This window comes from Faecalicatena orotica, from assembly GCF_905197545.1.
GTDB classification, from domain to species: domain Bacteria; phylum Bacillota; class Clostridia; order Lachnospirales; family Lachnospiraceae; genus Faecalicatena_A; species Faecalicatena_A orotica.
The window spans coordinates 444216-456993 of sequence record NZ_CAJJZH010000001.1 but is presented as its reverse complement, the minus strand read 5'-3'; the positions used below and the strand labels follow the sequence as shown (position 1 = coordinate 456993).

Below are 12778 nucleotides of genomic sequence, written 5' to 3'. Positions count from 1 at the left end.
GTTCTAACGTTTATTCTATGCATCCGAACAGACCATACGGACCCTGCCGGGGCTTCTACAACTGCCTAGCCTCAGGCTTACGTTCATCCGGACGGAAGAAAAAGAGTTTTTTAGCCGGTGGAATCCTACACAAAAGCGGCGTATTGATTCGCAGGGTGAAACATATTTGTCATAAGGAAATTTCTGCCGCCGGCTCCCAGACTTAGCTTGTCCTTGGCGTCCCTTCATTCGCTGTTTTAGATGCTTTCTTTGAGCATGATTTTTATTTCTGAATACAGGTGTTTCCGAACCGGCATTCTGTCGTAGATTAGGTAATCCATTAAGACTTCCAGTGCTTTTTTTCCCTGTTCTTCAATATCGCTATCTAGTGTGGCGGTTACGATGTCTTTTTTTAGAAGTTCGATAATCTCAGGATAGTTTTCGTAGCAGATCAGTTTTATGTCTTCACGCTCATACTCTTCCAGTACATCACCGACTGCCTTGACACCACCGCATGTAATGAATATGCCTGACAGTTTTTTTTCGTTTTCACACAGTTTACGCATCTCGCGCCGGATGACCTGGGATTTTTCCTGTGTATGTATATTATCCATGACCTGAATATACGGGTATGCTTCCGCAATGATCTGGCGGAAACCGCCTTCTCTTGTTCCAAAGGGAAATGACTGGTGGTTATCACCGTCACTTGTGAAGACTGCAATTTTGCCCTGTCCCCGCAGAAATTCTCCCATCAGTCTTCCTGCAACGCGTCCTGCCTTGAATCCATCCTGACCGATGAAGCAAAGGCGCTGGCTGCCTTTAATATCTGTATTAACTGTTACGACCGGGATCCCCGCAAGTGTACAGGCATCTATTTCTTTTACAATTTCCGGAGAATTGATCGGACTTAAGATGACCCCCTGCACTTTTTCCCCTATGCAGCTTCGAAGCGCCCTCACCTGTTTCTCTGTCTCTGAATAGGGTATGGTCATATAATCCAGTTCAATCTGAAAGGAACCGTATTTTTTTAACTCCTCTTCAATCCCCTTTTCCAGATAGGAACGGGCATCTACTTCCAGAAGAATAACCTTTATCCTCAGTTCCTTATCCTGCATCTTCAATGCCTTGCCAATCGGGTTAGCTTCATAATTACACTCATCAATAATCTTCTGCACACGCCTGCGGACGGGATCACTTACCCCCGGCCTGTTATGAAGCACTTTATCTACTGTGGACCTGTGCACACCCGCCATTTCTGCAATCTGTTTAATTGTAACGCTCATCCTTTTATCTTCACCTCTTCTATTCTTATGCATCCTCACAAACAGTCATCGAGTACGAACTCTTAAACGAATTATACCATACCTTGCTATTTATGTGCAATTAAGCGTATAATTTCATTTGATCTTAATAAGCAATTCTGATATTCTTTTCATGGTGATTTATTCACATTCGTGATTATGATATGTGCTATTATTACATTAGCCAGAAATGGCAGAGACAGAAAATAGCCGCCCTGCTCTCTGGAGCAGCCCACAAAATAGATATAATCCCCTCAGACCTCCATTGGTAACGTATTTCTTTACCAATGTTGTAACTGGCATTTTTGTTTTGTATAATGGTTAACAAACATTAACGAAAGGATTTTTGCTATGGAAAAACATGAGGTAAGAATTGATACAGATAAATGTATTGGATGTGGGTTATGTGTGAAAACGTGTGCCGCACGTAATATAAGATTAAAGGATAAAAAGGCCGACATTGTTTCAGAACACTGTATTCTTTGCGGACAATGTACGGCAGTCTGTCCGAAAGAAGCGGTTTCAATCAGTGGCTATGACACGGAGCCAACCAGGAAAACAGGGAATGCACAATTAAATCCCGGGGAAGTTTTAGATGCTATCCGCTTTCGAAGAAGTATCAGGCAGTTTCAGGATAAAAAAATTCCAAAAGAAGTCATAGACCAGATTTTGGAGGCGGGGAGGCTTACCCATACTGCAAAAAATAAACAGGATGTGTCATTTGTTGTACTTGATAAAGAAAAGGACAGAATAGAACAGATGGCTGTCCGTATATTTAAAAAAGTGAAACCGCCTGCAGGTTTATTCAGCCCTATGGTGAAGCGTTTTGAAATTGACAGACACTTTTTATTTTTTAAGGCGCCTGTTGTTATTGTTGTGCTGGCCGAAGATAAGACGAACGGAATTCTTGCCGCACAGAATATGGAGTTTGTGGCTGAAGCAAATGGCCTGGGTGTGCTGTTCAGTGGATTTTTTACGACAGCAGCCAACATTTCACGCCGAATCCGAAAAGAGCTGCGGGTACCGAAGGGGAAGAAAGCAGCGATGACTTTAGTCTTAGGTTATCCGGGTATTAAATTTCTCCGTTCCACACAGCATGAAAAGTTAGATGTCAGATATATGTAATGTAAGGGAGGATGTATATGGAATGTGAAGAAAGGCTGGAAAAAATAGTGTCGGGTTTTCAAAAATGCAGGAATGCTTTTACTGCTATCGGCGATGAGACAAGGCAGCTGATTCTGCTTGTGCTGCTGGAAAGTGATTTATCCGGAATCCGTGTTGGAGAGATTGCAGAAAAAACGCATTTGACAAGGCCGTCCGTGTCACATCACCTTCAGATCCTGAAGGAAGCAGGAATTGTAGCAATGCAAAGGGAAGGAACCAAAAACTATTATTATTTGAGTGTAGATGGAACGCAGTGGAAAGAGATTGCTGACTTGATCAACTTAATCTATGGAAGTATTCAGGCAATTAGTACTCAAAAATAACCGGGCGACAGCAGATCAGGGTCTGCTGCCGTCCGGTTTTTGTCCAAAGTCTTATTTATTCTGATTCCACCTGTTTCGTCTTGATTTGTTTTGCCTCGCGTTCCAAAAGTTCCTTAATAATAGCCGGGTATTCTTTATCCAGCTTATAGAAGAGCAGAATCACGATCATGATAACGCCGAGTATGGTCACTCCATATACAAACAGATTTTCAATCGTCTGAATTGCCTGCGGGGACTGTGCAGCCAGATTTCCGTTATACTCATTTGCCTCCATGATAAATCCAATCAGGGCCGATCCGATCCCCTGTCCGAATTTCTGGCCGGAAGTGGTTGCAGACTGGATTGCCCCAGCAGTACGCAGGCCGGTCTTCCACTGTCCATACTCGATCGCGTCTGCGATCATGGTGAAGATCATTCCCAGAATCGGAGTCATACCGATACCTCTTAAGAGACCGCCGAATGTAACAAGGGCCACACTCTCCGGACTGATCAGCAGGATCAGGGAACCTGCGATGATAAAGCACGCCCCGAGTATGCACCAGTTGCGCTTACTCATCAGATGCATAACTTTTCCAAGCAGAAGTGTTGCAAAAATTGTGATTCCAAAACATGCCGTGTTTACGTTTCCGATGATGTTTGTGTCACCCACGATCCATTTGCAGTAATAGGTGGCCATTGTCCCGGCAAAAGTCTGGTACATTGCAAAAAATACAAAGAATAAAAACAGCATGATAAAATATTTATTCTTAAACAAAGCCGGAATTGCTTTTTTCAGCGGAAGCTTCTCGCCGCCGGCTTCATCATGAACTTCCACACGTTCTCTGACAGTTGCAAAGCAGAACAGCATCAGTGCCGCTGCACCGAATGCATAGATTGCAGTCAGAATCACCCAGTTTCTCTGGGAATCCATTCCGCCGCCCGGCATTACATTTAAAATACGCGTGAACAAAAGGGTTACCAGAATGTTACCGATCGGGCTCATTGCCATACGGATGATATTGATCTTGGCACGTTCATTCTGGTCACGTGTCATATAAGTCATCGTGGTTGCGAAGGGCAGCTGGAACAGAGTATAGACTACTGTCAGCATCAGGTTATATGTAATAAAAATGTAGATTGTCTGCGCCATCCGGCCAACCTGCGGAACGGTGATCAGAAGGATTGCCGCAATTGCATAAGGGATTGACATCCGCAGCATCCAGACACGGGCACGCCCGTACTTGGAGCGTGTCCGGTCTACGATAAAACCTGCCGCGATATCTGAGACCCCGTTGAACACCTGTGATACAGCTATAATCATACCTATGATCGCCGCGGACACATGTGCAACATCTGTATAAAACATGACTAACAGGCTGGTAGCAATCGTAAATACAATGTTGGTTGAGATTTCACCACACCCGTACGCAAATTTTTCAAAACCGGTTACACGGTCTTTCTGGACCAGTTTATTAAAACCATTCAGATTCATTTGTGTACCTCTCTTTTCTTTCCATTTATATATCTGTTCAAAACCATGAACATTTTATTTACTGATTGTCTGATTAAGTGCGTCGATTGACGTAGCCAGACCAGCCTCTGTGCCCATTGTCAGGTCTTCCATCTCGAGGGATACATATCCATCATATCCCATCATATGTGCTACTGAAAAAAATTCTTTCCACCACTGGAGGTCTTTTCCGCATCCGACTGCCACATAATTCCATGTCCGGTTCTTTGAATCTGTGACAGGCTTTGTCTCTGTCAGTCCATTGATATCACATAATCCTCTTTCTATTCTAGCATCCTTTCCATGAATATGGTAGATTGCACCTTCCAGATTTCTTAAGCCGGCAATCGGGTCTGCCCCCATGACCATCAGGTGGGAAGGATCCATATTCATACCGATTATCGGATCTACTGCATTGCGGAGTTTCCAAAGTGTCTCCGGGTTATGTACGAGCTGGCATGGGAATTCTTCAATCGCAATCTGCTCTACACCGTTTTCCTTACAGTGCCCTGCGAATTTCTTCCACCACGGGATCGCAACATCTTCCCACTGGTAACGTACGCTCTCCACCATGTAATCTGGCCATGAAACGGTTGATGTGAACCAGTTCGGAGTCTTATCTCCGGATGCACCTGCCGGGAGCCCTGACATCATGACTAATTTCTTCACACCCAGTTTTCCTGCCAGTACTGCAGTATCATAGATCGTCTTCGTATGAAGTTCTCCCATCTCTCCCGGACAGAGCGGGTTGCCGGAGCAGTTCAGTGCTGCAATTTCCATTCCCCTTTTTTCAAGCTCTGCCTTGTATGCCTTTAATTTCCCTTCATCCTCAAGCAGTTCCTTCGTCGGTACATGCTTACAGCCGCCCCATCCGCCTGCTGTCATTTCTACTGCATTGATCCCCAGTGATTTCACCCGGTCAAGCATATCTGTAAATGACAAATCTCCTAATACATCTGTACAAAGTGCTAACTTCATATTCATTTCCTCCCTATTTTTCACGAACAATTTCTTCTATTTTATTAATTCTTTTTCAATTCTCTCTCTTGCTTCCGGCGCCTGCTTTGCCATTTTTTCGGGAAAGCCAAACATGGATACGCATGCGATATTGTCCCCGCCTGCTTTTGGTGCATCCTGCTTCATCTGCTTTCCGGCAAAATCCATTTCCCTGAGTGTCTCGAAGATACCGTCAAAGTCTACATCTCCCTCACCCATTGCCAGATGCTGGTGGATCGTCACATCCGCCTTTCCGCGTCCGTTGAGCCACGGAGGATTGGCAATATAGCGGCAGTCCATTGTCTGGTTAAAGGTATCTGCAAATAAAACATGTGTCAACTCATCTCCCGCATACTTCAGCATGGAGCGTACATCTCCTTTTCCCTCATCATAGAAGAAACCATGTGGCGCTGAATATACATATCCCAGATTCGGTGAGCGGAAAGACTTCACCATATCACAGGTCTCATTATTTAATTCACAGAAATCATACGGATGGGACTGAATCTCTACGCGGATTCCTTCTTTTTCAATGAGCGGAAGTAGTTCCTCCATTGACTTAAACCACATCCCGTTACAGATCTCCTGCTGGTTCGGGTCTCCTGAAAGCTCGGTGTTAATGACCTTCACCCCCATGTCTCCTGCAATCTGTATCATCCTTTTCCAATTGGCTACGGCAAACTGCCTCTGCTCCTCGGTCGGGCCTGACCAGCGGTAAACAACAATAAAGGATGAGATTTCAACACCTGTTTCTCTCAATGCTTTTTTATATTCCATCTCGCACTCCTTCGAGAAAAGCGGATGTTTGTAAAATGGGTTGATCCTCGGGTGTGGGGACTGTTCGATATATTTATACCCCCAGTCCGCTGCCTGGTGGACCATCCAGTTGATATCCATGGACTGTTTTGCCAAAACGTCTACGTCAAATGCTATTTTCATGCTCTATACCTCCTGTTTCGATTATTTCTGATAGAAATCCGGTGTCGGCTCCATCTCGATCTGAACAACTGTCTGTGTGTCTCTTGCTTTAGAAGCTGCAGCAGCCGTTACCTGACCAACATAGCCGTCCCATGCAGTCGGCCCGTCAACTCTTCCTTCTTTTGTTGCATTGATCCATTCCTGTACCTCTACGTTATATGCCTCAACAAAACGTGTAGACCAGTCACTGTGGATTGCGTGTCCGCGCTGTGCATTTGCACATACCTGGATGTTAGCCGGTTCCGGAAGATTCAGGATGGCATCCTCACAGCAGACCTCACATTTGATATCATAGCAGTGTCCTGTATTGACAAATGCTTCCACATCAATCCTTACTCCGGATTTTGTTGTCAGGATCATGATCTGCGGGTCCATCAGGTCCTTATGTGTACGCCTTGTGTTCTTCGCAAATACGACCTCTGCCGTCGCATAATCTTCATCCAGCAGCCATCTGAGCACATCTATCTCGTGGATCATGGAGTTTTCCACTGCCATCGGTGTTGTGTAGCTTTCATCTACAGCCGGGTTCCTGTGTGCACAGTGAAGCATCAGTGGCTCACCATATGTACGATTCTGGATGGCTTCTTTTAACTGACGGTATCCCGGATCATATCTTCTCATGAATCCGACCTGAACAAGCTGCTTTCCCCCTGCGATCTCCGCATCCACAATCCGTCTGCAGGCCTCCGCTTCCGGTGCAAGCGGCTTTTCACAAAATACATACTTCCCGGCTTTGATTGCTGCCATAACATACTTTTCATGGAAGGGGTCAATGGTTGTTACGATAACTGCATCAATATCATCGGATGCAATCATTTCTTCTCCGTCTGCATAGAATTTACAGCCATACTTTTCAGCTACTGTTTTCCCAAATTCTACATTTACGTCCGCACATGCAGTCACCTTTGCTCCCTGCAGCTGTCCGTTAATTCTTTCAATGTGCGTCCTTCCGATTGCACCGACTCCTACTACTCCAACTCTTAATTCCTGATTACTCATCTTTGTTTCCTCCTTATAATATGTGTGAAATATATTTCATTTAAAAGAGCTCGTGCTCTTTAATGTGCATAAAAAATGGACTTCTAATCATCCTTCTGCCTCTTCTCTACATATGCTAAAATTAACTCTGCCGCATCCTCAAGACTGATTCTGCTCGTATTGAGCATCATATCATAATTATTGCAGTCGCCCCATTTCAGCCCTGTATAATACTGATAATACTCAGCTCTGTTTTTGTCTTCCTTTTCCAGTTCCTCCACTGTCGCACTGCCATACAGTTCCTTTGCTCTCTTTTCCTTAAATTCCCTGTCCGCATAGATGAAAAAGGAATAGTGGTTCTCATACTCTTTCAGTACATAATCTGAACATCTCCCCAGAAATACACAGGACCCCTGCATTGCAAGTTTCTGTATGATTCGGGCCTGTTCCAGAAACATCTGGTTATAAACCGGGATATTCCCCATTCCCATAACACCTGTGATACCGCCCAGACCGATGTTCCCTCTGTCATAAGCCAGCTTGTTCACAGAGTCAATATCTACGGATTCTGCCCCTATTTCCTGAGCTGCCAGGTATAGGATCTGCCGGTCGTAACATCTTACCTTCATCTTTTCTGCCAGGATATCACTGAGTTCTTTTCCACCGCTTCCATATTGGCGGCTGATTGATATGATTGTATTCTTTAACAAACTCACCTCTCCTTTCTGCCTTTAAAGAGCTCGTGCTCTTAACTTGTTTTTACTATACTCTCTTTTCAAAATATTGTCTATTGCCATTTTTACCTAATCTGTAGTGAAATTATTGTGAATAATTACCAACTAAAACAGGGCATCATGATTTAACCGAATCATGATGCCCTGTATTTATAATATCTTTTTCCTGATGTCCCTCTGTAAAGTATCCTTTTTCTAAAAGAGCCGCCCACGCATCTTATTCCATATATATCCCTGCACATACTCATATGCGCGGTCGTATATCCATAATCCGGCCTGGCCCGCTGCAATGATTCCGGCCAGCCACACGGCAGACAGACTTCTACCGAACAACAGCTTCTGGAAAAAGAAGAGGATGGGAATATACATCAGATTAAATATGACATATTTCACCGCCCAGAACAGTAACTTCCTGTTCACATTTCTTTTGATCTTCCCGATATAATAGTAGCTCACTTCTACAGCTAAAATATAAAATCCCATCGCGGCAAAAGAAACTACGTACAGCTTATTCGGTGCTACCATAAATCCAAGCAGGACGGCAGCCAGATAGAAGGCTCCTCCTGTCCTCATACCGGCCTCACGTATGAATATTCCTACAAAATAAGAAGCGGCCGCCAGTAAAAACAGCGTATTGGACTCAATGACGCTCCCCAGTACCATACAGACGATTGTCAGTGCGAGCAGCAGCCCGCCGAAAGCCATCTTTTTCGCATTTACATGCATGAACAAAGATCTCCTCCCATACATTCACATAATGAATCTGCACACCAGAGGTCACAGCACAGGTTTCCCGTGCCGCAAGACTGATTGCCTGAACCGTAGCCTCCGCCATAAGGATTATTCTGGTATCTCCTGCTGTTCCAGTCGAGCTGGTTCAGCAGCTGGCGGTACTGCGGATTATTGGGTTCCATATTCACAGCCTGGCCCGCATGGTCTCTGGCCAGGACATTATTCCCCATTCCTGCATTCGCTGCCGCACTCAGATAATACCACTGTGCATTCCTGTTCGGCATGCGGTTCAAAAGATTAAGGGCGTCATTAAAGCGTCTGGAATTAATGAAATTGTAAACAGCCTGCATCTCTACATCCTGTTGTCCTCCCCCACTGTAACTGCTCTGCTGGTAGCTGCCGGCGCCCCTGCCGTAATTGTAGCCGCCGTTATATCCGCCATTCTCTCTTTCTTTCATAATAACGTCGTATGCTTCCTGCACCTCTTTGAACTTCTCCTCCGCCAGATCAGCCAGCGGATTATTCACATTCGCATCTGGATGATATTTCCTTGTCAGGTCTCTGTATGCTTTCTTTATCTCATCATCCGATGCATTCTGGGGCACCCCCAGAACATCATATGGATTTTTCGTCATGACTCTTGTCCTCACTTTTCTTCTTTTGTTCCTGAATCTTTCGATATCGGGTCCACACACCATCATATAATATATTTCTCAGAATGTCTACATCCAAAAGGCATGGAAGTCCTTCAAACTGTGCACTGCATTCTGCAATCATCATACACAGCATCTCTTTGCAGCGCTCCTCATAATCTTCTTTCTGCCGTAATTCCTTCAGGGGATTGTAGCAGCCCTCCTTCAGGTCCTTGTCCAGGTCCTCATAGGCATCCATAAGATAGATGAACTTACCCAGGAAAAATCCCATCCTGCGCAGCCTCTGCTCCCACTGGTCTTCCTTATATACAAAAAGCTCCGCCATCAGGCGGCCAAAACAGCCGGCTGTCTTATCTATATCTGCAGAACCTTCTTTTTCATATTCAGACAGCTCCTTTAATTCCTTCTGGATCACACAGCTCTGCCTTGGATAATTCCTGATGATTTTCTTTACCCTGCCGCGCAGGGCATAAGTTCCCGCAAAGCCGCTAACTTTCTTCTCATCTATCCAGTCATCCTTCATATGATAGTAAGTCAGGATCATATTCATATCTGCCGCATACTCTGTAAACTCATTCTGAAGCATATCCTGCTTCTTCACAGGGTGCACTTTACAGCGGTGAGTAGAATGCTGAGTCTCACTTTCATACAGGGAAGTAAGCAGAATCACAGAAAACGTCATATCATATGACAGCGTCAGCTGCCCCAGACTCCCATACCGTTCCTTTAAGGTCCTGCACAGACCACAATAATATGCCTTATATTTTCTCAAGTCCTTGACCTTAAGCTCAGGTTCACTAATCGTTATATAACCAAACATAAATCTCCTGAACAATGTATATGGAAAATACACTGTCTTCCTTTCACGGTTTACCGGTATCAATTGTACAGGTTTACTTCACTGCACGTCTAGTTATTATAACATCAAAATATCATGTTGCAAAGGTGTGCGGGTAAACAAAATCGGAAATTGGTGGACTAGCGTTACTGTGCACGCCCGCAGGGTGTGAACAGTAACGGACGGGCTTTAGCCCCGCCGGCCTGCCTCCTTTGATTGGCTCATAATTTCTTCTACTGCCTTTATAACTTCTTTTATCTGTACCTCTGTAATGTCATCCATATGGAATCCGCCTGTACATACGACTGCCGCATTTTTCAATTTAGCCGTCTGCTCTGCAAGGTAACGGCAGATTTTCTCGTCTTTATGTCCTGTCAGATTCAGTACCGAGGAGGTTACGCTTATGCTGCCGTCCCCAGTCAGCGACGGACGGGGGACGGTAAGCACGGTGCATCCAATATGTGGTTTTGTGCCACCTGCCAGCAGGATGCTGTAATCTTCTCCGATTTTTGTGATTCGAACTGTTATTTTTGCAAACGGCAGTTCTTTTTCGTATGTTATATCCCCATCCATCTTCGATACTCCTTTGCTTCTATTTTAAATGGTTCTAATAGTTTTGCTGCTGTATGGTATATCATATCCTGAATATTTTCCGGCCGATGATAAAATGTCATCATCGGGGGGATGATTCTGACTCCGGGCAGCATGGACAGCTCTGACAGGTTCCTTAAGTGTATCGGGCTTAGCGGGGTCTCTCTGGCGGCCAGAACAAGGGGGCGCTGCTCCTTGATTGTTACATCGGCGGCTCTCAGAATCAGGTTATCCGCATAACCGCTGTGGATACCCGCAATTGTCTTCATACTGCAGGGCACGATGAGCATTCCCTCCGTCTGGAAGGAACCACTGGCCGGCCCTGCGCCAATCTGCTCTTGCCCCAGCACATAGTCCGCCAAATCTGTAACTTCATGTACTGTATAGTCTGTCTCCTGTGCCAGCGTTATTTTAGCGCTTTCGCTCATGATTAACCATGACTCGTACTGTGATTGTCCGCGGATTAGTTTCAGGCACTGTACCAGAATAGGAAGCCCGCTCGCGCCGGTCGCAGCAACTATGATTCTTTTTTTATCCATAAAAATCTGCTCCTGTCCACTTTTGTGCATCTACATCCAGAAAACGGGCCCGCACAAACCGCTCTTTCTGTGAAAATGGCACGGTACAGTCAAAAATAGTCTTGCAGGCAATTCCCTGATCCAGAATACTGGAAGAATAGGATGGAGAATTCGACGGATCCAGCGGATGGCACCTGACTCCCGGAATCGTAATGATGTCACGGTCTCCCTGAAATCTTGTATTCATGGCCCACAATACATCATTCATGTCAAAGCAGTCGACATCCTCATCAACAAGGAATATATGCTTGAGTTCACTGAATGCAGAAAACGCTAAAAGCGCCGCCTGCCTCTGTCTCCCTTCATCACTTGCCGCCCTTTTCTCAAACTGGAGGACTGCCATGTATTTCCCGCCGCCTGCAGAAGTGCAGTAAACATTCTTCAGCCTCCCCGGCATTGCTTTCTCTACCATACCGTAAATGCTGGCTTCCGTCGGGATTCCTGCCATTGAAACATGTTCTTCACTTGGTCCGATACATGTCTGCATAATCGGATGTATCCGATGTGTGACAGCAGTCACCTTAATCAGCCGGCACTCCCTGCTCGCCGGACCTGTATAACCCGGAAACTCAGGCATTGCATAGCCGGTATTACTGTTCTGGTCCTCTCTGACCCGGACGTTGGGAACCACCTCTCCCTCAATCACGTACTCCGCATTTGCGATTGCCTTTTCATCCACAGTCACACATGGACAAAGCTCAACAGACTCACCTCTGAGGGCACCTGCAACGGCCAGCTCATCATACCCCATCGGAGTTGTAGGCGGTTCAAAGCATGATCCAATCTCAATAGCCGGATCTACGCCGATACTAATCGAAATCGGCAGCCTCTGTCCCAGTTCTTCCGCCCGTTCAGCCATCGCCCCGATATGTCTGGCTCCGGGTGTAAAGAAAATCGAGAGTTCATCCTTTCCCTGAATACAGAGCCGGTGGATTGTCACATCACTCTCTTTCGTATCAGGATGCGATGCATAACACATGCCGAGCGTGATATACGGACCTGCATCATCCGGCGTGTTTGTCGGTGCCGGTACTAATTCTGCCAGATCAAAACCGGGATCTTCTGCCAGATGTACTACCTCCTGACACAGTGCCGGGCCTTCTGCCAGTACAGGCGGAACCGGATGATCAACACTCTTCCACAGCAGCTTTCCTAACTCCTGAGGCTTAGTATCCAAAAGGGCCGCCACTCTCTTTCTGCTGGCAAGTACGCCGATTGCAACCCTTGCCCCGGGGTGTCCTTTTACATGATTAAATATCATAGCCGGTCCCTCTTTTGTCGGACGCATTACTGTTCCACCTGCACCGACATACCGGTACACTCCTGACAATTCCGCTCTGGGATCCACCTCAACATCCGTCTCAATAAGCTGTCCGGGCATGTTTCCCAGCATGTCCAGCGCACTGCGCAAATCTTTTATTTTCTCAGCCATTTTCTTTCACTT

Annotated in this window: 14 protein-coding genes; 2 read left to right on the top strand and 12 right to left on the bottom strand. The window is 45.7% G+C overall.

Annotation, left to right across the window (positions count from 1 at the left end; all coding sequences use genetic code 11):
- Nucleotides 1-236: 236 nt before the first annotated feature.
- On the bottom strand, nucleotides 237-1262 hold the full coding sequence (locus ABIN22_RS01990; protein ID WP_346906252.1) for a LacI family DNA-binding transcriptional regulator: 1026 nt from the start codon (nucleotides 1260-1262) through the stop codon (nucleotides 237-239).
- A 369-nt stretch (nucleotides 1263-1631) separates the two neighbouring features.
- Between ABIN22_RS01990 and ABIN22_RS01985 the strand changes: the two genes are divergently transcribed.
- Both ABIN22_RS01985 and ABIN22_RS01980 read left to right on the top strand, forming a co-directional pair.
- Nucleotides 1632-2405 (top strand): nitroreductase family protein, encoded by a 774-nt coding sequence (locus ABIN22_RS01985; protein WP_346906251.1) that lies wholly within the window; start codon nucleotides 1632-1634, stop codon nucleotides 2403-2405.
- A gap of 11 nt (nucleotides 2406-2416) precedes the next feature.
- Complete coding sequence (locus ABIN22_RS01980; protein ID WP_118619255.1) at nucleotides 2417-2767, top strand: ArsR/SmtB family transcription factor; 351 nt, start codon at nucleotides 2417-2419, stop codon at nucleotides 2765-2767.
- A 55-nt stretch (nucleotides 2768-2822) separates the two neighbouring features.
- Here ABIN22_RS01980 and ABIN22_RS01975 read toward each other — a convergent pair whose 3' ends face one another.
- The 11 genes from ABIN22_RS01975 to ABIN22_RS01925 form a co-directional block, all read right to left on the bottom strand.
- Nucleotides 2823-4238, bottom strand: coding sequence for an MFS transporter (locus ABIN22_RS01975; protein WP_118619257.1), 1416 nt, complete (start codon nucleotides 4236-4238; stop codon nucleotides 2823-2825).
- A 54-nt stretch (nucleotides 4239-4292) separates the two neighbouring features.
- Nucleotides 4293-5234: a sugar phosphate isomerase/epimerase family protein gene (locus ABIN22_RS01970; protein ID WP_346906250.1), complete on the bottom strand. Its 942-nt coding sequence runs from the start codon at nucleotides 5232-5234 to the stop codon at nucleotides 4293-4295.
- A gap of 36 nt (nucleotides 5235-5270) precedes the next feature.
- Nucleotides 5271-6191 (bottom strand): sugar phosphate isomerase/epimerase family protein, encoded by a 921-nt coding sequence (locus ABIN22_RS01965; RefSeq protein WP_346906249.1) that lies wholly within the window; start codon nucleotides 6189-6191, stop codon nucleotides 5271-5273.
- 21 nt (nucleotides 6192-6212) lie between these two features.
- Nucleotides 6213-7229 (bottom strand): Gfo/Idh/MocA family protein, encoded by a 1017-nt coding sequence (locus tag ABIN22_RS01960; RefSeq protein ID WP_346906248.1) that lies wholly within the window; start codon nucleotides 7227-7229, stop codon nucleotides 6213-6215.
- Nucleotides 7230-7312: 83 nt separating this feature from the next.
- A complete protein-coding gene (locus tag ABIN22_RS01955) occupies nucleotides 7313-7918 on the bottom strand; it encodes a cytidylate kinase-like family protein (RefSeq protein WP_346906247.1) in 606 nt (201 codons plus the stop codon).
- Nucleotides 7919-8137: 219 nt separating this feature from the next.
- The gene (locus tag ABIN22_RS01950; protein WP_346906246.1) at nucleotides 8138-8668 is read right to left on the bottom strand and encodes a hypothetical protein; all 531 of its coding nucleotides are present in this window, start codon (nucleotides 8666-8668) and stop codon (nucleotides 8138-8140) included.
- Nucleotides 8659-9309: a J domain-containing protein gene (locus ABIN22_RS01945; RefSeq protein WP_118619269.1), complete on the bottom strand. Its 651-nt coding sequence runs from the start codon at nucleotides 9307-9309 to the stop codon at nucleotides 8659-8661. The genes ABIN22_RS01950 and ABIN22_RS01945 overlap by 10 nt, the downstream gene beginning before the upstream one ends.
- A complete protein-coding gene (locus tag ABIN22_RS01940; RefSeq protein ID WP_346906245.1) occupies nucleotides 9290-10147 on the bottom strand; it encodes a DUF5685 family protein in 858 nt (285 codons plus the stop codon). The genes ABIN22_RS01945 and ABIN22_RS01940 overlap by 20 nt, the downstream gene beginning before the upstream one ends.
- Nucleotides 10148-10354: 207 nt before the next feature.
- Nucleotides 10355-10738: a prenylated flavin chaperone LpdD gene (gene lpdD / locus ABIN22_RS01935; RefSeq protein ID WP_118619271.1), complete on the bottom strand. Its 384-nt coding sequence runs from the start codon at nucleotides 10736-10738 to the stop codon at nucleotides 10355-10357.
- A complete protein-coding gene (locus ABIN22_RS01930) occupies nucleotides 10723-11295 on the bottom strand; it encodes a UbiX family flavin prenyltransferase (protein ID WP_346906244.1) in 573 nt (190 codons plus the stop codon). The genes lpdD and ABIN22_RS01930 overlap by 16 nt, the downstream gene beginning before the upstream one ends.
- On the bottom strand, nucleotides 11288-12766 hold the full coding sequence (locus tag ABIN22_RS01925; RefSeq protein ID WP_346906243.1) for a UbiD family decarboxylase: 1479 nt from the start codon (nucleotides 12764-12766) through the stop codon (nucleotides 11288-11290). Before ABIN22_RS01925 ends, ABIN22_RS01930 begins: the two co-directional genes overlap by 8 nt.
- Nucleotides 12767-12778: the final 12 nt, after the last annotated feature.

What these genes read in the sequence shown, in the direction of transcription:
- ABIN22_RS01990 (WP_346906252.1), bottom strand. Translation starts at nt 1,262, where the DNA reads ATGAGCGTTACAATTAAACAGATTGCAGAAATGGCGGGTGTGCACAGG.
- ABIN22_RS01985 (WP_346906251.1), top strand. Translation starts at nt 1,632, where the DNA reads ATGGAAAAACATGAGGTAAGAATTGATACAGATAAATGTATTGGATGT.
- ABIN22_RS01980 (WP_118619255.1), top strand. Translation starts at nt 2,417, where the DNA reads ATGTATATGGAATGTGAAGAAAGGCTGGAAAAAATAGTGTCGGGTTTT.
- ABIN22_RS01975 (WP_118619257.1), bottom strand. Translation starts at nt 4,238, where the DNA reads ATGAATCTGAATGGTTTTAATAAACTGGTCCAGAAAGACCGTGTAACC.
- ABIN22_RS01970 (WP_346906250.1), bottom strand. Translation starts at nt 5,234, where the DNA reads ATGAAGTTAGCACTTTGTACAGATGTATTAGGAGATTTGTCATTTACA.
- ABIN22_RS01965 (WP_346906249.1), bottom strand. Translation starts at nt 6,191, where the DNA reads ATGAAAATAGCATTTGACGTAGACGTTTTGGCAAAACAGTCCATGGAT.
- ABIN22_RS01960 (WP_346906248.1), bottom strand. Translation starts at nt 7,229, where the DNA reads ATGAGTAATCAGGAATTAAGAGTTGGAGTAGTAGGAGTCGGTGCAATC.
- ABIN22_RS01950 (WP_346906246.1), bottom strand. Translation starts at nt 8,668, where the DNA reads ATGCATGTAAATGCGAAAAAGATGGCTTTCGGCGGGCTGCTGCTCGCA.
- ABIN22_RS01945 (WP_118619269.1), bottom strand. Translation starts at nt 9,309, where the DNA reads ATGACGAAAAATCCATATGATGTTCTGGGGGTGCCCCAGAATGCATCG.
- ABIN22_RS01940 (WP_346906245.1), bottom strand. Translation starts at nt 10,147, where the DNA reads ATGTTTGGTTATATAACGATTAGTGAACCTGAGCTTAAGGTCAAGGAC.
- lpdD (WP_118619271.1), bottom strand. Translation starts at nt 10,738, where the DNA reads ATGGATGGGGATATAACATACGAAAAAGAACTGCCGTTTGCAAAAATA.
- ABIN22_RS01930 (WP_346906244.1), bottom strand. Translation starts at nt 11,295, where the DNA reads ATGGATAAAAAAAGAATCATAGTTGCTGCGACCGGCGCGAGCGGGCTT.
- ABIN22_RS01925 (WP_346906243.1), bottom strand. Translation starts at nt 12,766, where the DNA reads ATGGCTGAGAAAATAAAAGATTTGCGCAGTGCGCTGGACATGCTGGGA.